The 20,630-nt window shown below is 59.9% G+C and carries 22 protein-coding genes and 3 pseudogenes; 9 read left to right on the forward strand and 16 right to left on the reverse strand.

From position 1 onward, the window contains the following. Positions 1-7: 7 nt before the first annotated feature. Positions 8-397, reverse strand: a complete 390-nt coding sequence (locus tag HNO88_RS19965; RefSeq protein WP_184250046.1) for a COG3415 family protein — start codon at positions 395-397, stop codon at positions 8-10. A 243-nt stretch (positions 398-640) separates the two neighbouring features. Between HNO88_RS19965 and HNO88_RS19970 the strand changes: the two genes are divergently transcribed. Then, positions 641-1,243, forward strand: a complete 603-nt coding sequence (locus HNO88_RS19970; protein ID WP_184250049.1) for a response regulator transcription factor — start codon at positions 641-643, stop codon at positions 1,241-1,243. Positions 1,244-1,350: 107 nt separating this feature from the next. Here the strand turns inward: HNO88_RS19970 and HNO88_RS19975 are convergent, their stop codons facing one another. The 10 genes from HNO88_RS19975 to HNO88_RS23060 form a co-directional block, all read right to left on the reverse strand. Next, positions 1,351-1,914 (reverse strand): transposase, encoded by a 564-nt coding sequence (locus HNO88_RS19975; protein ID WP_184250052.1) that lies wholly within the window; start codon positions 1,912-1,914, stop codon positions 1,351-1,353. Positions 1,915-2,745: 831 nt separating this feature from the next. Next, a complete protein-coding gene (locus HNO88_RS19980) occupies positions 2,746-2,943 on the reverse strand; it encodes a hypothetical protein (RefSeq protein ID WP_184250055.1) in 198 nt (65 codons plus the stop codon). Between the two features lie 398 nt (positions 2,944-3,341). After that, on the reverse strand, positions 3,342-3,821 hold the full coding sequence (locus tag HNO88_RS19985) for a GGDEF domain-containing protein (RefSeq protein ID WP_184250120.1): 480 nt from the start codon (positions 3,819-3,821) through the stop codon (positions 3,342-3,344). Beyond that, positions 3,781-4,020 (reverse strand): hypothetical protein, encoded by a 240-nt coding sequence (locus HNO88_RS19990; RefSeq protein WP_184250058.1) that lies wholly within the window; start codon positions 4,018-4,020, stop codon positions 3,781-3,783. Before HNO88_RS19990 ends, HNO88_RS19985 begins: the two co-directional genes overlap by 41 nt. A gap of 194 nt (positions 4,021-4,214) precedes the next feature. Then, positions 4,215-4,424: a hypothetical protein gene (locus HNO88_RS19995; protein WP_184250061.1), complete on the reverse strand. Its 210-nt coding sequence runs from the start codon at positions 4,422-4,424 to the stop codon at positions 4,215-4,217. Between the two features lie 149 nt (positions 4,425-4,573). Further along, entirely contained in the window at positions 4,574-6,589 is a 2,016-nt protein-coding gene (gene rpoD, locus HNO88_RS20000; RefSeq protein WP_184250123.1) for an RNA polymerase sigma factor RpoD, read from the reverse strand. A gap of 314 nt (positions 6,590-6,903) precedes the next feature. Continuing rightward, entirely contained in the window at positions 6,904-8,022 is a 1,119-nt protein-coding gene (locus HNO88_RS20005; protein ID WP_184250063.1) for a MucR family transcriptional regulator, read from the reverse strand. 242 nt (positions 8,023-8,264) lie between these two features. Next, positions 8,265-8,837 (reverse strand): sensor histidine kinase, encoded by a 573-nt coding sequence (locus tag HNO88_RS20010; protein ID WP_184250066.1) that lies wholly within the window; start codon positions 8,835-8,837, stop codon positions 8,265-8,267. Further along, positions 8,761-9,204, reverse strand: a complete 444-nt coding sequence (locus tag HNO88_RS20015; RefSeq protein WP_184250069.1) for a DUF4118 domain-containing protein — start codon at positions 9,202-9,204, stop codon at positions 8,761-8,763. Before HNO88_RS20015 ends, HNO88_RS20010 begins: the two co-directional genes overlap by 77 nt. A 101-nt stretch (positions 9,205-9,305) precedes the next feature. After that, positions 9,306-9,701: a helix-turn-helix domain-containing protein gene (locus tag HNO88_RS23060; protein WP_376768790.1), complete on the reverse strand. Its 396-nt coding sequence runs from the start codon at positions 9,699-9,701 to the stop codon at positions 9,306-9,308. Positions 9,702-10,159: 458 nt separating this feature from the next. On the opposite strand from HNO88_RS23060, the pseudogene HNO88_RS20025 reads away from it, so the two are divergent. From HNO88_RS20025 to HNO88_RS20035, 3 genes and pseudogenes are all read left to right on the forward strand, one after another. Continuing rightward, positions 10,160-10,252, forward strand: a pseudogene (locus HNO88_RS20025) (IS5/IS1182 family transposase); the annotation flags it as partial. Between the two features lie 132 nt (positions 10,253-10,384). Beyond that, positions 10,385-10,477: pseudogene (locus HNO88_RS22480) on the forward strand (excalibur calcium-binding domain-containing protein); the annotation flags it as partial. Between the two features lie 124 nt (positions 10,478-10,601). Continuing rightward, entirely contained in the window at positions 10,602-10,928 is a 327-nt protein-coding gene (locus tag HNO88_RS20035) for a hypothetical protein (protein ID WP_184250074.1), read from the forward strand. A gap of 36 nt (positions 10,929-10,964) precedes the next feature. Here the strand turns inward: HNO88_RS20035 and HNO88_RS20040 are convergent, their stop codons facing one another. Next, positions 10,965-11,429 (reverse strand): hypothetical protein, encoded by a 465-nt coding sequence (locus HNO88_RS20040; protein WP_184250077.1) that lies wholly within the window; start codon positions 11,427-11,429, stop codon positions 10,965-10,967. A gap of 292 nt (positions 11,430-11,721) precedes the next feature. Between HNO88_RS20040 and HNO88_RS20045 the strand changes: the two genes are divergently transcribed. Next, complete coding sequence (locus tag HNO88_RS20045) at positions 11,722-12,702, forward strand: TylF/MycF/NovP-related O-methyltransferase (protein ID WP_184250080.1); 981 nt, start codon at positions 11,722-11,724, stop codon at positions 12,700-12,702. A 318-nt stretch (positions 12,703-13,020) separates the two neighbouring features. On the opposite strand, the gene HNO88_RS20050 is transcribed toward HNO88_RS20045, so the two are convergent. Both HNO88_RS20050 and HNO88_RS20055 read right to left on the reverse strand, forming a co-directional pair. Then, entirely contained in the window at positions 13,021-14,397 is a 1,377-nt protein-coding gene (locus HNO88_RS20050) for a transposase (RefSeq protein ID WP_184250083.1), read from the reverse strand. Positions 14,398-14,520: 123 nt separating this feature from the next. Then, the gene (locus HNO88_RS20055) at positions 14,521-15,153 is read right to left on the reverse strand and encodes a response regulator transcription factor (protein WP_184250086.1); all 633 of its coding nucleotides are present in this window, start codon (positions 15,151-15,153) and stop codon (positions 14,521-14,523) included. Positions 15,154-15,464: 311 nt separating this feature from the next. On the opposite strand from HNO88_RS20055, the pseudogene tnpC reads away from it, so the two are divergent. Then, positions 15,465-16,832: pseudogene (gene tnpC / locus HNO88_RS20060) on the forward strand (IS66 family transposase); the annotation flags it as partial. A 277-nt stretch (positions 16,833-17,109) separates the two neighbouring features. Here tnpC and HNO88_RS20065 read toward each other — a convergent pair. Beyond that, positions 17,110-18,219: an IS110 family RNA-guided transposase gene (locus tag HNO88_RS20065; protein WP_184250089.1), complete on the reverse strand. Its 1,110-nt coding sequence runs from the start codon at positions 18,217-18,219 to the stop codon at positions 17,110-17,112. A 213-nt stretch (positions 18,220-18,432) separates the two neighbouring features. Further along, positions 18,433-18,582: a PEPxxWA-CTERM sorting domain-containing protein gene (locus HNO88_RS23065; RefSeq protein ID WP_184250092.1), complete on the reverse strand. Its 150-nt coding sequence runs from the start codon at positions 18,580-18,582 to the stop codon at positions 18,433-18,435. A 1,079-nt stretch (positions 18,583-19,661) separates the two neighbouring features. Here HNO88_RS23065 and HNO88_RS20075 point away from each other — a divergent pair. The 3 genes from HNO88_RS20075 to tnpB are packed head-to-tail and all read left to right on the forward strand — an operon-like array spanning position 19,662 to position 20,585. Beyond that, positions 19,662-19,823 carry a hypothetical protein gene (locus HNO88_RS20075; protein WP_184250095.1) on the forward strand — a complete coding sequence of 54 codons (162 nt, stop codon included), beginning with the start codon at positions 19,662-19,664 and terminating at the stop codon, positions 19,821-19,823. A 49-nt stretch (positions 19,824-19,872) separates the two neighbouring features. After that, positions 19,873-20,241, forward strand: coding sequence for an IS66-like element accessory protein TnpA (gene tnpA / locus HNO88_RS22905; protein WP_184250097.1), 369 nt, complete (start codon positions 19,873-19,875; stop codon positions 20,239-20,241). Then, complete coding sequence (gene tnpB, locus HNO88_RS22910; RefSeq protein ID WP_184250101.1) at positions 20,238-20,585, forward strand: IS66 family insertion sequence element accessory protein TnpB; 348 nt, start codon at positions 20,238-20,240, stop codon at positions 20,583-20,585. The genes tnpA and tnpB overlap by 4 nt, the downstream gene beginning before the upstream one ends. The last annotated feature ends 45 nt before the right edge of the window (positions 20,586-20,630 follow it).

Genomic DNA, 20,630 nt, shown 5'->3' on the forward strand with positions numbered 1-20,630 from the left:
TTGGTGTTCAAGCCGGTCTCGTCGAGGAAGACCAGGCTCTCAGGATCGAGGAATGGCTGCGCGGCTCTTGCACAGCTTGCGCCTTGCCGCCACGTCCGGCCGGTCCTGCTCGGCGGCTCGCAGGGCTTTTTTTGAACAACAATCCGAGCCGCCGGGCCGCATTCCAGATCGCGCCGGTGCTCAGTTCGACACCGTACTCGACCAGCAGCCATGCTTGCGCCTGTGCCAGCGTGATCCCAGGGCGCGAGCGGATGTGCGCTTCGAGCGCCAGTTCCTGCGAGCGCATGCCCCGGTTCGGGTTGATCCCCACATCGCCAGTCACCCGGCGTCGGATCACAGCCTTGTAGATGTACGCGATGCTCACCTCAAAGGTAGGCGCCGCTTGCCGTACCGGCATGCCACCATCCACAGCCCTCAGCACCCGATCGCGCAAATCTTGCGAGTAGCTCTGACCTGACCGCCAACCCATGCCGCCTCCTTCGTGACCACATCCTATGAATCACATGATCATCGCCATAGGAACCCCTCGCCGATTCCCCTTATCGTGCAACTGCTCTAGTGGTCGCGTTCGCGTTCCTTCTCTAGCGAGAGATCATGATCTCTATTTGAAAACGTACGAGTTTACACTACTTGTTGGCCCATGCACCGCTACAACACGATCTCGCTAATTGAGGTAGACATGCGTCGCCGAGCTGCGCGAACTGCTGCTTTGGCCAGCGGCCCGCTTCATGTCGAGCCATACGAAAGCGTCGCTGAGTTCCTGGCCAATGGGAACACAGAGACGCTCATTGTTGTGCGCGATGAGGGGCAGAATATCACTGACCTGCTGCAAGACATGCGCTCTCGCTCCTACTGGGCCCCAATCCTTGGATACCGAAAAAATCCTGATATCATTCGTTGTTCGCAGCTTATTGTGAAGGGCCTCACCGGCTATTTGCCCGAGCCGTTTGATCAATCCGACATTCAAACGCTTTTTGAAGGCTGTGCTGCTGAGCTTACTTCCTTGATAAACTCGCGATTTGCCGCTGCTGAGGCACGAAATAAGCTAAACCAGCTAACACCGCGTGAGAAGCAGGTGCTGGATCGATTGAAAGATGGTCTCAGTAATCCTGAGATTGCTGAGGTGCTGAATATCAGCTCTCGTACTGTCGAAATCCATCGCGGACACCTGCTGCACAAGTTGGAGGCCAAAAATGCTGCCGCGGCAGTTCACATGACCGCTCAAGCCTTGATGACCGGGTGACCGGAACTTTCAGAGGTGGAGTTCGCCAGCGGTATGGGTGGCGAACCGAGGCGGTTGGCTCGGCTCCCAGCTTGGGATGCAAGCATCTCCCGTGCATCAAACGTCGCTTACTCTTGGCTGCCGCGCCCAAGCCGTCCAGGCCGAACTGGCCTAGCAGGTGGAGTGTGGGGTGCTCCAGCGTTGATGGTCCTTTTAGTCGTGTTATTCGAGCCACGGATGTTGGGGTGAATAATCGCGTTGTCGGGTACGAGCAGCTGCGGCACGCCGCCAAAGAAAGCGAGAGCGGCATCGTTACCCTCAATCAAATCGGTATACTGCTCGGTCCACTTCGCCAGCGCGAACGACAAACTGGAGCAGCCCATCACGGCGACGAAGATGTGGGGGCCGCATACCTCGCCAGTCCGTCGGTTGATCACTACGCGCACCGTGTCACCGGCATGGTCGAGGAACAGCCGCTTCCCTCCAGCATGGCTCTGGCGCCTCACCAGCGGCAAGCGTCCTACCCAGCGGCGAAACAGATCGCAGAGCCGGCTGTAGCGGTACCCGTCGGGGTGCGCATTGTATTCCTCCCAGATCACCTGCAGCGTCACGTGCTTGCGCTTCAGCTCGCGCGCCACCACCGACCAGTCCGGCTTGGCGAGCCTGCGCCGCCCCGGCTTGATCCCGCACATGCCATAGAGGCACTCAACAGATCCATATCGCTGACTTCGACCGGCAATGGCCAGGAAAGCCCTGAATGCCGGAGCCGCTTCACCGTATCGCACACCGTCGTTGCGCTGGTGACCACAAGCTCGGCTGCCGAACGCGTCGAGAGCCTCGCATCCAGGCTCAGTCTCAAGATCTCGCGCACTTGGCGCACCACAACCCTCCCGGGCGGCATCCACTTCCCGGCTGCTCAGGCAGGAAATTGGTCCCGACGATCAGACCTCAAGTCATTCCGAACTGCGCGCGATCATGTCGGAATGCTGCGCGCCATCAAATCGGATTGGTGCGCGCGATCACGCTGAAATCCGCGTCGAAGCCGCCGGAGCGACGCCGGAATGCACCACACGGGCATAATGGATATCGCCATCTTCGCGCGCGTCCTCTGTCTCGGCGCTCCAACTCTCTCGTCGTGCAAGCCAGCTCATGCAAGTCTCGCGCTTGGTGGACCATGCTGATGGAGGCAATCAGTGCGAAACGACAAGGGTTTAGCGATCCCGCTGCGTAATTCCTGTACTCAAAGCACGGATGCCGAACGAGGATAAGCAGACATCGGGCGTTTACATGAGGGATGCGGGCGGCAGGCAGCGGCCATCCTCGCTCAGGTAAGCTTATACTGAAGAAGCTGTTTGTTGGGTCTAGAGGTGATGGTATGCGGCGCATCTGAGCGCGACGCCAAGATCAGGCACGATTGACCGGCTTGAGCCTTCAATGGTCCGGACGCATAATCGGCCGCCTTGCTGAGTCAGGAGCCGCCGGCTGCGATCTCGTACGCAGAAGGCCTGACGGCGCTCGACAACCTAGAGGCAAGAACTTTGCACGCCCTCAAGGGCCGAGGCCAAGCCCGTTCCAAAGATGGCGGTGTCGATCATCGCTTGCCATTGCGCGGCCGTGTCGACGGCACAAGCCAAGCTATCGGCCGCCGCGATCATTTCGGTGCTTGGATCGCGCATCTGGGTAAGCACCGCATGAACTTCGGGTATGTAGCTCTTCCACATTGGTTGTCTGCCAAACGCTATGTTCTCAGCGTTGCCATCAAGCCGGCACAGAGCCCGTGCAGCCCGTTCCATTGGTGAAGACACGCACGCTCCTACGCTCGTAGCCGGCTTGGCTCTCGCCAGCACCGGAGCACTTGCTCATACGACTTCTTGCGGGGTTCTCAAGAGAGCGAGCATCTTCCTTCTCGCATGCGGACAACACGCTGACGCATGCCCCGCCCACTTCCAGTTCATCGGTCAGCGGGCGAATAAGGCAGAGCAATATGATCGACCGGGATTTTGCGACATCACCAGGCCCGATTGCGTGCGTTCGCGATCGATGCGTGGGCAGTTGGTCTCCGCTGTAGCTCGAGATTTCCACGCGTCGGCGGAAACAGGCATGGGCAATCAGGAGGCGACTACACTGCTACCAGCTGCAGCCTCTTCATTGCCCGCTTGACTCTGTACAATTCGGAATCTGCCTGGTCCAGCATTTCGGAAAGGCAGGCGAATGGCTCAGCGTTGATAGCGGTGCCGATGCTGGCAGAAACCGAAATGCTGAGCTGATCAATCTCAAACGGCTGATCGATCGTGTCTCTGATCCGCCAGGAGAGTGCGTGTGCCTCCTCCGGATTGCTCATGTCAATCTGAACAATCGCGAACTCATCCCGGCCCAGGCGGGCAACCATATCTGTCTCCCGAATTGCTCGACGTAGACGCTTGCCAACAGCGAATAGCAGCTCGTCGCCGCCTATATGCCCATGCTTATCGTTGACCGGCTTGAAACCATTCAGATCAAGATAGTGATCGGCTATGATGTTATCGGATATAACTCGTGGCAGGTGCTGGTCGAAGAACTCAGCAAGCGTCAGGCGGTTGGGAAAGCGCCGTGCGGCTATCTTGGCGGGCGAGACTTACAGACGAAATGCGTGCTGCGATCTCTTTTCGTGATTCCTCAGTGCGAACAATTATCGAGCGGGCGGCTCCAGCGGCGAACGCTGCCGCGACGATGGCCATTGCGAAGTAGGTTACTTCGCTTTTCACAACCGCGCCGGATATGATCGGGCCGATAGCCAGGATGATGCTGGCGATGGCCAAACGTGGTCGCAATCCGCAGTTCGCAGCAACGCCTGCACAGTAGCCAACTGCGACGCAGACTGTCAGCATGTGGAGTTGAACCTCTGGACGGCGGAACATCAAAAGCCAAGAAGGCCGATCACTCCCGCGAAGCTCACGTACGGCATTGCAAAGTGCACTTGGAACCGGGTAGCCTCCCTGGGGCCAATCACACATTATGAAGCGAGTCCCCTAAGCACGAGCACTGCCGCGATCCGCCAGACATTGAAGATGGAGCCGGCCACGTCCACGGCAAGGAGCCGCGGATCAGCTGTGACATCGTAGGCGACGCCGACGTTGATGATGAAGATCATGGCCATCAGCGCGGATGGTGTCATGCTCGAGAGAAGACTGAGCACCTGCGCGACGTAGACGCGGTCTGCCACTGACACTCCCGGGCTCAGGGGCAAGGCAGCGATCCGAAAAATATCTTTAGAGCTGCGTTACCCCAATTCGGGTTACCACTCCGTTAGGTGAAACAAGGACGGCGAAGAGCTTGGAGCATGATCGCCTTGGCTGTGCTCGGGTTCGTAGGCTAGTCGAGGAAAGTGCGCATGATCCGCGAACGATTGGGATGCTGAAGTTTCCTGATTGCCTTGGCTTCGATCTGCCGGATCCGCTCACGCGTGACGGAGAACTGCTGACCGACCTCCTCCAGCGTGTGATCGGTGTGCATGCCGATGCCGAAGCGCATGCGCAGCACCCGCTCTTCGCGCGGTGTCAGAGACGCCAGGCTGCGGGTGATCATCTCCTTCAAGTTTGATTGGATTGCTGCTTCGACTGGGACAACCGCATCACCATCCTGGATGAAGTCGCCCAAGCGACTGTCGTCTTCGTCGCCTACAGGGCTGTCGAGCGAGACCGGCTCCTTGGCAATCTTCAAGACGCGCTTCACCTTCTCGAGCGGCATCGATAGTGCCTCGGCCATTTCCTCGGGTGTCGGCTCGCGACCATGGTCGTAGAGGAACCGCCGACCTGTGCGCACGAGCTTGTTGATCGTCTCGATCATGTGAACCGGGATGCGGATGGTGCGTGCCTGATCCGCGATTGCTCGCGTCATTGACTGACGGATCCACCAGGTGGCATATGTCGAGAACTTGAACCCGCGACGGTACTGGAATTTGTCGACCGCCTTCATCAACCCAATGTTACCTTCCTGGATGAGGTCCAGGAATTGCAGGCCACGGTTGATGTACTTCTTGGCGATCGAAATCACCAGGCGCAGGTTGGCCTCGACGAGCTCCTTCTTGGCGATGCGCGCCTCGCGCTCGCCCTTCTGCACCATGTTGACGATGCGGCGGAACTCCTCAAGCGTCGTTCCTGTTGCCGCAGCAATGTCCGACACTTCGGATCGGATGCGCTCGACCGCTGCCGCCTCGGTTTGCGCGAAGGCCAACCACTTCTTGTCCTTCCGGCTCATCTCGGCGAGCCAACCATCGTCGAGTTCGCGGCCGACGTACGCGTCCAGGAACTCTGCGCGCTTTATCTTGTGTCGCTCGGCCAAGCGCAGCATCTTGCCGCCCAGGGTCATAAGACGACGGTTGAGCTCGTAAAGGCTGTCGATCAGGTACTCAGTCTTGGAGGCGTGAAACTTCACGGACTCGACAAGAGCAGTCAGATCCTCACGCAATTGTTGGTACTGCTGCTCCCCTAACCGGGGTAGCTCGATGCCCGAGCCCATCGCGTCGAGCCGTTGGCGCTGCAGCTTCTCGAAAGCACGGAACACCTCGGTAATCTGCGCGAACTTGGCAAGCGCATCATCTCTTAGTGCTGCCTCCAGTTGCGCGAGGTTTAGGGTGCTGTCTTCCTCGTCTTCTGCAGTCTTGCCCGCGCCGCGTTCAGCCGCGTCCTCGTCCCCGCCCTCAGAGCTCTGCGGCTCTGCCTCCTCATCGTCTTCCTTGTAGGACGGGCCGGCAGTGGCTTGGCTGATCTCGCCATCGACTTCGGCCAACATCGCCTCGGGCGCAGGCTCGGCCGAGTGCATGGCGTCCAAATCGAGAATCTCGCGCAGCTGCATTTCGCCACTGTCGAGAGCTTCGGACCACTGGATAATGGCATGGAAGGTTAGAGGGCTCTCACATAGCCCCCAGATCATCATGTCTCTGCCAGCTTCAATCCGCTTCGCCACAGCCGCCTCGCCCTCGCGACTGAGTATCTCGACAGCGCCCATCTCACGCAGGTACATGCGTACAGGATCGTCAGTACGACCAAGGTTCTCGGCTGCTCGGTTCGATGGAACGCGGCGCTCCAGCGTTGCGTCGCCGCCAGTATCAAAGTCGACGTTCAGATCGTCGCGGTCTGCGGCTTGGCCCTCCTCCTCTTCCTCGCCGCCCTCGTCCTTCTCAACGATCCTGATGCCCAAATCCGAGATGGCCGCCATGACCTGCTCGATCTGGTCGTTAAACATCTGATCCTGAGGAAGCGAAGCTTCCACCTCGTCCATCGTGACAAACCCGCGTCGTCTCGCACGAGCAATGAATTGTACGACGCCGCCCTCGTCAGCATCGATTAGCGGGGCATCGGATCCCACCTGAGGTTCATCGGTGCTCATACATTTGCCATTGTCTTGGATGTGTAGCTCGCACACGCTATTGCACGAGCATGGATCAGGAGGCACGCCCCATGCCTGATCACGGGTGTGAGTACCAGCGGCCTGTGGCGACCAGCTCGCGTTCTCCTTCGTGTGACACAAGAGGCTGCCGCTAGTACGGCCCGAGTTTGGGATGGCGCCGGCACAGCCTCAAGCAGTCAGACCCCATTCTGCGCAACGGGCTGCCCTTGGTCACACCAGTTCATGCCTCCATGGCACTGGAACCATGCCCAAGTGGGCGCACGCTTGCCATACCCAATAATCTGCGTCGTCCTCTAGGCCGGATCGTCCCTGCTATCAGGTGTCCCGACTTGAGGTTCAGCCGAGCCTTGAGGCGCGCGGGCCATCCGTTTGGTGCTCTTGCGCTTTGCAGGCGCTTTGGTGACGGCCTTAGTAGCACCTGTGCTCACCGGCTGCTGCTCGTCCGCCACCTCAGTATCAGCGGATTGAACAACTGCTTCGTCGCTCGGCTGCTCAGCCGTTGTCTCCGCACTGGTGAACAAGCCCAGCTTGGCGCGTCGCTTCGGCTTCTGCACGCTAGGCGGCACATCCTGACCTTCAGTCGCTTCGCCAGCGCCCTCTGACGCGTCTCTCGAGGTTGGTTGAGGCTCGGCCTTCACCTTCCCACCTCGCTTCGAAGATCCATCCGCCGCCTCTGACGCAGGCTTCTTGGCTGCTGGCGTCGCCTTGCCCATCGTCCGCTTTGCCGCAGGCTCTCCTAACGAGCCTGGCACGGTCGGTGTGTCCGATGCACTTTCGCGCTGCGTCGCGGCGTCCTGATCTGCAGCAGGCATTGACGATGGTTGCCCAGCGTCAACCTGGTCGTATGCTGCAGCATCGCCACTAACCGCGGCCTTGTTCGCCTCAGCAACAACCGCTGAGCGCTGCCCCGGACTGCCCTCGTGGGAGGAGGGCGACTGGGTTGTAATCAATTCCTCAGAGTTGGTTGAAGGTTTCTCCTGCAAAGGCAGCGCCGCACTCTCGTCTGCAGATTTTCTGGTCCCCAAGCCACTCTTCTGAGCTATGCCGCGGCGATGTTCCGCGTACGCTTGCGCCACCATCGGATAATTGGACGGCAGGTTATATCGGGCCCGATACTCCGCCGGCGTCAATCCATGACTAGCCAAGTGACGCTTGAGCGTCTTGTACGCTTTACCGTCTATAAGACTGATGATGTGGTCGGGCGACGCCAGGCTCTTGCGCACAGTCACTGCCGGCGTGAACGTTTCTGGCTCGGCTTGCCCTAATGGCGCCGCATTCGGGCTAAGCGCATCTCTTGTCGAACGGATCAAGCCAGCCAGATCTTCGGAAGGCACGTCATTGTTAGCAAGGTACGCGCTCAACAGCTGAACCGTCAGCGCAGCAATGTCGGGGGTGGAACCAGCGTCGTTCATAAGCCTATTTCTCTTCGTGACATCATGGGGGCACTTGTGGCGTGCTTTGGTCCGCTATGGCCTATCATGCAAGTGGGCGGCGGGAGGTACATAGGTGGAACCGCTCGAAATGAAATTGGTGCCCGGAACGCAAGGTGCTGGATGAGAAGCCCTCCAGTTTCTGTGGTCGCCAGCCGGGCCCCCTTCTCTCGCCGCTGCGCTCGATGGTGGATGCCCAGAGCATAACCGCCACCAAATTCAACTTAGCCTGTCGCGGCAATACTGATCTGGCATGTCAAACCGGCTGAGGAGAAGTCCAACGATACCGCGCGAAACTGTGATTGTTGAGTGATCAAGCGGGTTCCCAATCCCTTGCGGGTTGGCGTCGACACAGGTGGTCCGCCGCTCTCGCACCAACTGACTTTGATCTGGTCATCCATAATCTCCCAGCTGATCTCAACATGGCCCTCAGGCCGGGACAGCGCACCGTACTTCTTAGCGTTGGTCCCGAGTTCGTGTAGTGCCATCACCAGCGGCGTGCAGGCATCTTTAGCCACGCAACACTTAGGTCCTTGCACGGTGATCTGCTCACGAGCAAAGGGCGCGAAGGAACCTGTTACCAGCTCCTCCATGTCGCAAGCGGCCAGAACGCCATATCGAAGCAGCTCGTTGGCCTTTGCAAGCGCGTTCAACCGGGCTGCGAGCTTATCATAGAAGGCGGCAGGATCGGGTGCTTTGCTAGCTTGTGACGCAAGAGCACTAACCATTTGGATCGAGTTTTTCGTTCGGTGCTGCAGTTCCCTGTTGAACTCCTCGTTTTTGACGCGCACGCTCATAGTTCTCGAGAACCGACTTGCGCAGCAACTCCCCCATGAAGATCATTGGGCCGACGGCGACCAGAAAGAGACCAACGACGATCGCATGGTCAAGTATCGTCGATAGCTCGCGCCATGGTGGCATCAGGAAACAGACGGCCGCAACAGCACTTCCCAAGGCCGTTTCGACGCCCCAGCGCCAGCCCAGAAACATTGCAATCGCTTGAACTGCTGGAAAGTAGAGGAGAAACGGCGATCCGTGCGATCCTTGGTCGATCAACCAACCAAGGCCTGTGGGTATCACAATAGCTAATGAAGAGCGCAGTAGACAATCTACGGGCGCTACATCCGGGCGAATCGCTCGCCTGATAGTGTCTGCGGCTTTCATCCCCTCTCCCGCCGGAATGATCGCCGGCTGCTGCAATATAGTCAATCACGTTCAGGCAGCAAACCATCAGTCATTCCAAGTGTTGCTTGACTGAGCGTCCTCTACGTCTGACGATACCACGCACCGTGGGCGGATCTTGACCAACCCCTAGCCGTGACTTCACGCGACGCCGCTTTGCAAGGCGCAGGCATGCAGACGCCGCCCACGATCTGCCGACACCTGCTCTCAGCGACACCGTCGAAGTATCCACAACAACGCTCGACGCCGGCGCGATTCCGAATGGCGAAAACGCCACGTTGAGCGGCAATGACGCCCTCACCTTCCATGTTGTGGATCGCGCCTGCGACACTCGCACGCCGCACGCCCAGCAGCATCGAGATGTTCTCGTGGGTAAGCGCGAGCTCCTCCGAGCCAACCCGATCATGGTACATCAGTAGCTTACGAGCCGACCTTTGTTGAACATTGGCACGAACTCCGGCATCTGCCGCTAAGCTAATCTAGATCAATCGTGCCTGTATGTAGCAGAAGAGTTATTGCTCGAAACTCGGTGTGGCAGAAAAGAATTTATCGGTCGCGGTGCTGTCGAGAACCAGGGCACGGCCGATGATTTTGCACCAGGCTGTCTCGCTGCGGAGTTAGGCCCGCGATAGTGCTGGTTCCCACCATATTCTCAAGGCCAATCGCGCCCACCTCGATCGGTTCCAGGACCTCCCGGGCTCGAGATTGCCCACGAACACCAGCCTTGATGAAATACACTTGGAAGAAGGCCGTCCGCTGTGCTCAAGGTACGTTTTCGCATGAAGCGGTTCGCGCTTCAGCAGTGCTGACGATCGGAGGAGCTTTTGCCCAGGAAGACTCAGGAGAAGCCAATTGGTTGTGCGAGGCGGTAAACTCATGAACCTTCTTGAGGTTTGCTAACTTGCGTGATCCAGGGTCTCAATTGCGATGGAGTTGGATGGCGGGGCGGCGACACGAACTGACAGACAAGGACTGGTCGATCATCGAACCGTTGCTGCCGAACAAGCCGCGCGAGGTTTCCGCTGTAGACTATCTTTCGTCGGGTTCTGAACGGCATTCATCATTGTCACAAGGGGGGGCGCCTCGCGGTCCGCGCCAGTGCGCGTACAGAGCTTCGAGCGGTAGGGACGGCCACGACGCCTACCGCTAGAACTGCGCAGCGGCTCGGGCGGCTGGTGCTGCACCCGTGCTGAGAGGTCGATTTGGCTATCGCCCCGGGTCGGGACGCGATGGCGATAGTATCGGGTGTGAGTGAATGCACAGCTCCTCCGCTGATGGGTCGCAGGCGCGATCCGCTCGACTTTATATGCAACTCGAATCAAAGTTTCGGCGTTGCTTAGACAATCGCGCTGCGGTCCAAGCCCTGTGAAAGAGAGAGCATGTCGCACACCGAGAAGTCAGGAACCGAGATGCCGCTTCCGACGGTACCGGGCACGATCATCGATCAAGCTTTGCACAAGTTGCACGTGCTTATCGCAGCCGAGCTTCGCAAATATCCCCCAGGCTTCCTACTCGCTGTAAGCCCTCAGCCTCCACAAGCTCCTGACAGCATCGCCTCAGACGTGAAAAATTTACCGCTTGATATGGCACCCATCGACCCTGCGCACTTGCCCGTGATTTTACCCAATGGTTGGCGTCTTTATGGCCCTCTGATCGAAGCTGAGCTGGAGCGCGAGCCGACGACTGAATCGCCGGGCATTCATTAGCTGGCGCAAGCTATACGTTCGAAATGTCAGCGCTAGTCAGCGGTCTGCAATGCCGCGCCCCCTGAGGCAAAGTCTGCGTGTTGCAACCAGCGAGCGCGAGGCAAGCGTTGACGACTGCTGCTGTGAGGATGCGGCGAATGATGCATGCTCCAACTGCTTTGCTACGCCGTGGCACAGCAAAGCTGGTCGGAACCCGACACAGCCTTCCGGAAGGCCGGGCAATATGGGCCAGTCACGGGTGGTGCTAAGCGCCAGGATGAAAATGACCTGCCTTTCTTGGAGCACTCGCGCCTTGTTCCATTCATAATCATCGACCTTGGCCGGCAAGTTCCGCGTCCCGTCTGCCACGAGTTCCTCGGCTTCGATATCACGCCCGTCTGTAATCAGGGTGTATGTAGGCATATGCACCTCAGCGTAGGTCTGCCCGTCGTGCCCCTCGGTATCGATGCGGTTTCCTATGAGATGCCGTGGGCCGCTATCGGGCAAGATGTTCCTATCCATCCTTGCCGCTGCTGCTGTGCTTCTGCATCCATGGCGCCATTCCTCTAATTTCTTGGTCGCGGCTCACGCAGCCAATAGCCTTGCACCGATCGCGCCGTGTCGGGAAGGCTGGTCCGCGCACAATGACCTTACCGGCGTCACATGTCAGGGCAGCGCAACCACGTTACCTATGCAATGCGGTGAGTACCGCCTTCCTAGGTGGTCTTGCATTGCCGCCGCCACAAATTATGCAAAATCCGTACCTTGTTGCGCCCCAGCTTACGCGATACGCTCCAGGTCGATTGAGTAGGGGGTGAGCTTGGCGGCTAAAGTATTTGTTATGGGTACGGGGAGCGCCGCGAAGGACTTCCTGAGCATGGCACGATCACGTTTGGACGTCCTTGCGCTTCTAGACAACAACTCGGCGAAACATGGCACGCTCGTCGATGGGTACAAGGTTCTAGACCCTACCATCCTGCATGAAGTCGAATACGACTATGTCGTTATCGCTGCCCGTGCCGTCGATGAGATTAGGGCGGGTCTGGTCGACGCCAGCATTTCGGACAATAAGATCATAGCATTCTATGCCAGCTACAGCCACGAATTAAATGACCTTGCCAATCGCGACCTTGCCATTCTTAATGGCAAGCTCGGCTTAGGACTCGCCCCTCTAGGCCTCGCTACGATGTATTTAGACCATGCCGATGACATCTCCCCCCCCTCTGCAGACCCTTGCGACTTTGTGCGCAACAAGGCAATCGAATTAGCGGCGCGGCAGGTCCGGAACCGGGGTGTCGAGGGCGCCGTCGCAGAGTTGGGCGTCTATAAAGGTGACCAAGCGCGCCTGATCAACACGTTCTTTCCGGATCGTACGCTTTATCTATTCGATACGTTCGCAGGCTTCTCAGAGCGTGACCTCGGTGCAGAAAGCGCCAATGACTATTCTTCCGCTAACACTGATGACTTCATCGACACGAGTGTTGAATTGGTTCTCAGCAAGCTCGCACATGCTCACCGGGCTAAGATCTTCGAGGGCTATTTTCCGGATACCGCCGCCGGCATCGAAGAGAAGTTCGCCTTCGTAAGCCTAGACGTAGACTTATTTGAGACCACCCGCGCCGGCCTGAACTGGTTCTACGAGCGTCTCAATCCCGGCGGTTACATCTTCGTGCACGACTACAACAACCGGCGGTATCTTGGCGTTCGCGAGGCTGTCGACACTTTCATTGCCTCCACAAAGGCCATCTGCGTGCCGTTGCCTGATTTTGCCGGCTCTATCGTTATCTGCAAATGAACTGATAACGTGGCGTTCCGCACCCGAGGCGGCTAGATGGGTGTAACTATGCGGCTGGCGATCCTCGCCACGCTAACCGTTCAAGCGATTGGCTACCTTCGTTAACCCCGGACCTCTCAGCGTACAGGCGGAAGGATTTAGCTCCGGGTGACGGGTGCGTCCGCAAGCTGCGCGCCCTGACGCTTTCCCAGCCGACGGCAGCGATGTGGATGAGGAAGTGCGGGAGTGCTCGACCGCATTTGGGCGATTGTGTTGAAGAAGTCGGTGGTTGGCTTTGGTGAGCCCGGTACTGATGCGCGTCGAATGGCTTCTCCTGGCTCAGGCGGGAAGCGGCTGCGTCGGGAGCGGGATCAGCTTGGCCATCTTGCGCAGGTTCTGAGCGGTGGCTGCGAGGAGGAACTCGTCTTTGGCGCCGTTGGGACCTCGAAGGCGCAGCCGGTCCAGCTTCAGGATGCGTTTCAGGTGCGCGAAGAGCATCTCGACCTTCTTCCGCTCGCGTCGCGAGGTCACGTAGGCGTCGGTTTTGGCGATGTCGCGAGCTAGGTCACGAGCGCCTTCGTGGACGGAGCGCAGGATCTTGCGGTACGGGCTTTTCGGGCAGCATCGTGGCCGTAGGTTGCAGCCGTCGCGCGCCGTCTTGCGGGCATGATATCTGTAAAGGCCGTCAATCGGAGATTGCTCCTTGGCGGCACGGCCCTCTTGCCAGTAGCGCCGCAGCTCCTGTCCCGCCGGGCAGGTGTAGACGTCGCGGTCGATGTCATAGCTGAAGTCGTCGCGCCCAAACGCACCGTCGTGGCGTGTGGACTTGTCGAACACCGGGATGTGCGGGTGAATGTCGCGCTCGTGAACGAGCCACGCGAGCATCTCGGCCGAGCCATAGCCGGTGTCCGCTGCCAGGCGCTCAGGCCACACGCCGAACCGATCCTGCACGCGCGCGATCATCCGTTTGCAGGCGGTGACCTCGGCCTGCCGGATTGCGGTGCTCGCCTCCACATCCATGATGACGGCATGGTCGAGGGCGATGAGGTAGTTGGTCGAGTAAGCGTAATATGCCTGCCCGCCATGCGCGCAGGTCCAGCGCGATGCCGGATCAGCGGGTGCCAGGAACTTCGGCACGACCGGTGTGGCCGCGTCGAACGCGGCATCGTCGAGCGTTGCCAGATACTCGCGAACGGCACGATTTTCGACGTCAGGCGGCAAGCCTTCGCTGCCAGGGCCGCCGGTCTGCCGATTCGCGTCGGCGCGGACGAGGCTCGCGTCGACGGCGAAGCCCTCGCCACCGACCAGACCCTCGGCCATGCAGCGCTCGACCGTCGTCTCGAACAACCGGCGCAACAGATCACTATCACGAAAACGGCCATGTCGGTTCTTCGAAAAGGTTGAGTGGTCGGGCACGTCGCCTTCCAATCCCAGTCGACAGAACCAGCGGTAGGCGAGGTTGAGATGAACCTCCTCGCATAGCCGACGCTCGGATCGGATCCCCATGCAGTAGCCTATGATCAGCATCCGGATCATCAATTCGGGGTCAATCGAGGGACGGCCCATCTCGCTGTAGAACGGCTTCAGGTGCTCGCGAATGCCAGACAGGTCCACGAACCGGTCGATCGAGCACAGCATATGGCTGCCTGGTACATGCCGCTCTAGGCTGAAGCTGTAGAACAGCGACTCCTGCGACACCGTGCGCTCGCCCATCATTGGCCTGTCTCCGCTCGTCTTGCGACGATTGAATCAGACCAACATCACTGCCGCAAGAGCGAGTTTTTCAACACAATCGGTCGTTTATGGCGATTTGGAGCATCTATCCAGAGCGCGCGCCCGCTAGTTGACCGGATCCCCTAAGACAGGGCGTAGCGCCAGCATTGCTTGGCTTCGATTGTTCACGCCTAACTGACGGAAGATGGCGGTCAGATGTGCTTTGACGGTTGCCTCGGTGACGGCGAGGCCGTACGCAATCTGCTTGTTAGCATGTCCTTCAGCCAGGGCGAAGAGCACGCGGCGCTGCGCATCCGATAGTTGTGCAATCCGATCACGTATCGGCGGGACGCTTGAAGGCACTGCACCTGATGGGAAGACGCGTCGGCCTGCGGCAATTTGTCGAAGATCGTCGGCGATCCGATCGACAGGTGCAGACTTCAAGAACAAACCGGCAGCACCAAGGCTCCGAGCAGTTCCCGTGATCCTGCTTTCCTCGGCGCTCAGCATCATGACAATCGGCACCCGCGGTAGTTTATATTGCAGGCGAAGCAGCCCTAATAACCCGCGGGCGTCGGGTAGGTCGGGATCGAGCAAGGCCATTCTAATCCGACCCAGTTGAGCAGTCTTCGCCTCGGCTTCAGATAGCGTCTGAGCTCCGACCACCGTCGCGCCGGGTAGAGCATAACGCACCGCAGCCCGCAATCCTTCAAGGACAAGCGGGTGACAATCTGCAACGAGGACCTTACCGTCGTCCATCTCTCATATCGAACAATCTTCGAACAGCCACGCTAGCTACTCACGCGACTGATGACGTCTGCTGACAGCTTACGCCCTTTTTCTGGGACAAGCGATACCATATATGACCCAGCGGTCAATTTTAGGGGATTGCTCGCTTGGGAATGTGCCGCTCCCGCCCACGTTGGACGTCCATGGCCACTCGGCACCTTTCGCCGCTACTCCACCAAAAATTGCTCATAAGAACGCCTGAGCCAACCCGACAAACGGCACCGGCACATCCATCGTCACATGACCGACGTTCTGCGCCCCGCCACCTCCGATGCTGATTTTCCGAGCAGCTCGATCTAGATCAGCTCCAGCTTGGAGTGGAGGATGTCGAGACGGCACTGGGGCAAGCGCGCGCGGTCCGCGATGCAGTTTCACAGCTTGCTCGCGGCGATAAGCCGCGCAAGACCAACCGCGGCTCGCTCCCTGCTCACCTCGAGCGGATCGAGCAGGTCGTCGATGTCGACGACAAGGCCTGTCCTTGCTGCGGCGGTGCGCTGCACGCGATCGGCGAGGATGTCGCCGAGCGCCTCGACGTCGTGCCCACCACTTTTCGTGTCCTGGTGACCCGACGTCCGCGCTACGGCTGCCGAGCCTGCGAGAGCACGGTTGTCCAGGCGCCGGCTCCGGCCCGCATCGTCGAGGGAGGCATCCCGACTGAGGCTCTGATCGCCCAGGTCCTCGTCGCCAAGTACGCCGATCATCTCCCCTTGTACCGCCAGGCGCAGATCTACGCGCGGCAAGACATCAAGCTCGACCGCTCCACCCTGGCTGATTGGGTCGGTTTGGCAGCCTGATATCTGCGTCCGCTGCGTGATCGCACGCTGGAGGAGCTTAGAAGATCGCAAGCGCCTCTTTGCCGACGAGACGACGGCACCAGTGCTCAATCCTGGACGTGGGTGCACGAAGACCGGCCAGCTCTGGGCCTATGCCCGCGATGACCGATCGTGGGGCGGCAACGATCCGCCGATGGTCACTTATGTGTACGCCCCTGACCGGAAGGCTGAACGCCCCGGCAGCCACCTTGGCGATTTTGCAGGTATCCTGCAGGCCGACGGCCATGGCGGCTACACAGCACTCGCCAAGCCTCGTCAGCAGGTATTCCTCGCCTTCTGCTGGTCGCATGTCCGACGCAAATTCTACCAGCTTGCCGACAACTCGCCGGTCGCGACCGAGATCCTGCGTCGTATCGCCATGCTTTACGCCATCGAGGACGAGGTGCGTGGCTTACCGGCTGAGCAGCGTCGCGCCGCTCGTGAGGAGCGCAGTCGTGTCATCGTGGAAGACCTCAAGTCTTACCTGGAAGTCCGGCTACAGCAGGTCAGTGCAAAGAGCAAACTCGCCGAGGCAATCCGCTACCCTCTCGGCCGCTGAAACGGGCTCACTCACTTTCTCGACGATGGCCGCATTGACCTCGACACGAACACCGTCGAGCGATCGATCCGATCCATCGCTCTGAACCGCAAGAACGCGCTCCTCGCGGGTCAGATGAAGGCGGCGACAACTGAGCGGTGATCGCCACCCTCGTCGAGAACTGCAAGCTGTCCGGCATCAACCCGCACGACTGGCTCACTCGAACCCTCGTCGCCCTCGCCAACGACCACCCAGCCAACCGGCTCGCTGAGCTCATGCCCTGGACGGCCGTGGCTTAAGAACACCGCTCTGATGTCCTTTGTCAACGCCTGGGGCGCGCGGGATCGTCCGCTTGCGGGAGCGGCGCTGATGTCCAGTCGCGCACAGGTGGAGGCGGGATCTGAAGACGTCGGTGATCAAGCTCTGATGCGCGGGTTGGTTACCGCAGTTCCGAGTGTGCGTCCGGGGCTGTTCCGATCTTACAGCGGGCGTCGGCGATGCCGGCCACAAAGCGGTTGACGGACGTTCCCCTGCCGTGATCCCGCCCCCGCCTGTGCGCGAGCGCTGTATACTCCATCAACCTGGCTGCGCTTGGCGAGCGATGCACCACATGAAGCCAACGAGTTCACGCGCGACTGCGGCGCAGACCACGGTCGTCTTCTTGCCCCTCGTACTGAGCGCTCGGTACCTGGCGCTCAGTCGACTCTGCGCCTTCCAGGCGATCTCACGTACGGCGGGCGGCGCCTGCTCTACGAGGTAGAGCTTTGCCTTTCCGACCCGCGGAGGATGCCGATAAGTCCAAGCGCTTTCGATCAGCATATGTCGAACACGCCCATTGCGAGCCTTGGTGATGCCGCCATGCCGGACGGTGTTACCGGTCGAGCGTTCGCTTGGGACCAAGCCAAGATAGGCCATCAGCTGGCGCGGGCTGTCGAACCGGCGCATGTCGCCGATCTCGGAGACAAACGTCACGACGACGATAAGGTCGACGCCGCGTAGCGCTTGCAAGGCGCGCACAACCGGACCCAACGACCAGCTCGGCACGAACTCCTCGATGGCCGCCTCGATCCGGGAGATGCGTTCCTTGGCGATCCTCACTGCCTCGACGAGCTCTTGAAGGGCGATCTGCTGGGCGGGATGATCGAAGTGCTGTTCCTGCAGCCAGCGGAGGTACCGCATCGACCAGCTCTTCTTGCGCGGGTATATCCGCCCGTGCTTGAGCATGAATGCGCTTACCTGCTGGCGATGCACCCGTTGCGTCTCCACCGCCGCTGCACGCGCACGAACCAGGTCGCGCATCGCCTCATGACTTTCATCGGGCACCCAGACCGGAGTAAGCTCGCCGGCCCGGAGCAGCTTGGCGAGGCCGACTGCGTCGCGACGATTGGTCTTGACCCGATCCCCGGCTCTTCGCGGGATCAGCGAAGGCGCCACAACCGTGCAGGAGTGACCGAGCGAGGTGATCAGCCGGTAGAGTCCGTAGCCGGTTGGTCCCGCCTCGTAGCAGAAATGCGCATGCTCGTGCTTGGCCGCGATCCGCTGCACCACGCGCCGCATGCTCTCGGTCGCGGCGTCCACCTTGCCAACAAAGCGCATTTCGCCGCCGCGCTCGCCATCAGCCACTGCAATGGCGTTTCGGGCCTTGGCGACGTCGATCCCAACGAAAACATCTGTACGATGATCCACGGCTCGTCCACCTGCGATGAGGATCGGCTCGGCCAATTTGAGCAACCCTCGGCCGCGCAGTGTAGGGCGAGCCACCCAATAAGCAGACCAGGACATACGGTCTTACGCTATCACGTATTCGCCGGTCGCAAGACCAGTCCTGCGCCGTTCTGAGCGGCTGCTGAGAGATGGAGGGGCCGCTACGCTGAGCATCCGGCCCCTTCTGCAGATTAATCAGGCGAAGGTCGGGCTCGCAGCTTGGAACGCCTTACGGCGCATCGCGAAGCCGACGAAACCAACACCTATGATCATCATGGCCCAAGTAGACAGCTCTGGAACGGCGGGAGTAAACCCGGAGACCGTCAGAACTGTGGGTCCAAGCACGGATCCACCAAAGGGCGTGACATCGTTGAAGCGAAACAGCGCAGTCGGCTGTCCAACTCGTTGGCGCCCGGAGAGCTTGTGTATGGCGAGGCCAGGTTGAAGTCGAGTGCAGTGAAGCCACCCTGATCGGCCCCGCCTGCCGACACTCGGACATTCCCGTCCGTCTCGCGAAAGATCTCTCGCGGTATGAAGCGGTCGGAGAAATCCTTTCCCCCGATGAACACGTTGAACGAGGCAAGGTGAAAACGGGTATTGCTAGCGGGATCGTCGCTAAACCCCCGGCAGACTGTCATCAAAGCTGAAGCTGCCATTGAACGTTTGGCCTATCTGAAAAAAGCCGGTGTCAGTGACTGAAGCAGTGTCATCGAGATTGCTCGCGCTAGTGAGTGAGCCGCTGAAATCCACAGTGATTACAGCGGCAAATGCAGAACTGTAAGCACCCAATGCCATCACAAACGAAAGCACAAGTGCCTTAGGCTTGATGCGTGCCGTGGCCTTCCCCCTTCACTAAGGACACAGAAAGTAATGAGTAAAATAAATTCAAGCAACAATGATCATCGCCGATAAGCCTTTTCTAATCCGCGGCACGTCGACGGGTTGTCAGGCCTTCTATTCCTAGCTTGATTATGTTTCAGCAACCGGGCACGGCCAAACCGTCGGCCGGCTCAGAACCGCTGCTTTGTCGATCGGAGATTGAGAGCAATCGCCCCGCCGTGCTGCGGTAGTGTGCTCGGCATCGGCTGAGTTGCCATCACCTGCGCGGCTCTTCGCAGGCCCGTCCTCAAGCAGGAAGCCGCGCCTTTCACAATTATAAACCGCGCACCAAACGAGCTGAGACATATGCCCGCCACCCCTGCCCGCATCGGCTTCATCCTAGAGCCGTACCAGCGAGTCGTGTTCCAGACCGCGAGCATCAAGGCGCGCCACGGCAACCTCGCACGCCAGAGTGCCGCTCCGATCGACAGCTGGTTCGCTTGGCGGATGCCCAGCTGCGCGCCGATCAGCGTCAGGCGGTCTTCTCAGTGGGGAATACGAGACTACCTTCGCGCCATTCGCCAGGGTTGGTCGGGACAACGAGGGTGGTATTCTGCTGCTTCGAGCCGGCGCTCAGCCTGTGCCGCCAGAACCGGGCCTATCTGGGCTGGCTGCGCAGCCCGCCGGTCGCGCGAGGCGCGGCCAAGCGGCGGATGTGGTCGATGGAGTGTACGCCTCCGGTAGCGGGCGCCTTGCCGGGCAGGTGAGCGACCGCTCTTAAGCGCACTCTTAAGAGTACGCGTAGGAGCGGTTGGTGTGGGTCAGGTGACGGTTTTCGGCGGGCCAGCGCGGCGACGGCGGTGGAGCGACGAGGAGCGGCTGCAGATCTTGGGCGAGGCGTTTGCGCCAGGCGCCTTGGTGGCGCAGGTCGCGCGGCGGCACGATGTCTCGACGGGTTTGATCTACACTTGGCGCCGCAATTTTCGTCGCCGAGCGGCAGCGTCCGATGCATCGGCGGTGGCTCCAGGCTTCGTCGAGGCGGTAGTCGTCGACGAGCCTCCTGCGGAGTTGCCGGCAGCGCACGCTGTGATCGTAGTCGAGCTTCCCGGCGGCACGCGGGTGAGTATTTTTGGTTCGGCACCGCCTGCAGTAGCCGCGGCGGTGCTGAAGGCGCTGACCCGGTGATCCCGATCCCCACCGGCGCCAAGGTCTGGCTCGCGCTTGGCCATACGGACATGCGCCGGGGCATGCGTTCGTTGGCCCTGCAGGTTCAGCAGTGCCTCAAAAAGGACGTTCATGCCGGCGATCTGTATGTCTTTCGTGGGCGGAGCGGATCGCTCTGCAAGATCCTGTGGCATGACGGTATCGGCATGTCGCTGTACGCCAAACGCCTCGAGAAAGGCCGGTTCGTTTGGCCGGCGGCAAAGGACGGCACGGTGGCGATCTCGGCCTCGGCGATGGCCTGCCTGCTGGAGGGCATAGACTGGCGAAACCCTCAGGAAACCTGGCGCCCGACACAGGTCGGGTGATCGCAGCGGCGACGTAAAAACGGCTAAAATCCTAGGGTTTGTGGC

It is taken from the genome of Novosphingobium chloroacetimidivorans (genome assembly GCF_014204535.1).
Classification (GTDB): domain Bacteria; phylum Pseudomonadota; class Alphaproteobacteria; order Sphingomonadales; family Sphingomonadaceae; genus Novosphingobium; species Novosphingobium chloroacetimidivorans.

Bases quoted from the DNA above. Each gene is read 5' to 3' on its own strand.
- HNO88_RS19965 (WP_184250046.1), bottom strand. From the start codon at position 397: ATGCCGGTACGGCAAGCGGCGCCTACCTTTGAGGTGAGCATCGCGTAC.
- HNO88_RS19970 (WP_184250049.1), top strand. From the start codon at position 641: ATGCACCGCTACAACACGATCTCGCTAATTGAGGTAGACATGCGTCGC.
- HNO88_RS19975 (WP_184250052.1), bottom strand. From the start codon at position 1,914: ATGTGCGGGATCAAGCCGGGGCGGCGCAGGCTCGCCAAGCCGGACTGG.
- HNO88_RS19980 (WP_184250055.1), bottom strand. From the start codon at position 2,943: ATGTGGAAGAGCTACATACCCGAAGTTCATGCGGTGCTTACCCAGATG.
- rpoD (WP_184250123.1), bottom strand. From the start codon at position 6,589: ATGAGCACCGATGAACCTCAGGTGGGATCCGATGCCCCGCTAATCGAT.
- HNO88_RS20005 (WP_184250063.1), bottom strand. From the start codon at position 8,022: ATGAACGACGCTGGTTCCACCCCCGACATTGCTGCGCTGACGGTTCAG.
- HNO88_RS20010 (WP_184250066.1), bottom strand. From the start codon at position 8,837: ATGAGCGTGCGCGTCAAAAACGAGGAGTTCAACAGGGAACTGCAGCAC.
- HNO88_RS20015 (WP_184250069.1), bottom strand. From the start codon at position 9,204: ATGAAAGCCGCAGACACTATCAGGCGAGCGATTCGCCCGGATGTAGCG.
- HNO88_RS20035 (WP_184250074.1), top strand. From the start codon at position 10,602: ATGTCGCACACCGAGAAGTCAGGAACCGAGATGCCGCTTCCGACGGTA.
- HNO88_RS20040 (WP_184250077.1), bottom strand. From the start codon at position 11,429: ATGGATAGGAACATCTTGCCCGATAGCGGCCCACGGCATCTCATAGGA.
- HNO88_RS20050 (WP_184250083.1), bottom strand. From the start codon at position 14,397: ATGATGGGCGAGCGCACGGTGTCGCAGGAGTCGCTGTTCTACAGCTTC.
- HNO88_RS20055 (WP_184250086.1), bottom strand. From the start codon at position 15,153: ATGGACGACGGTAAGGTCCTCGTTGCAGATTGTCACCCGCTTGTCCTT.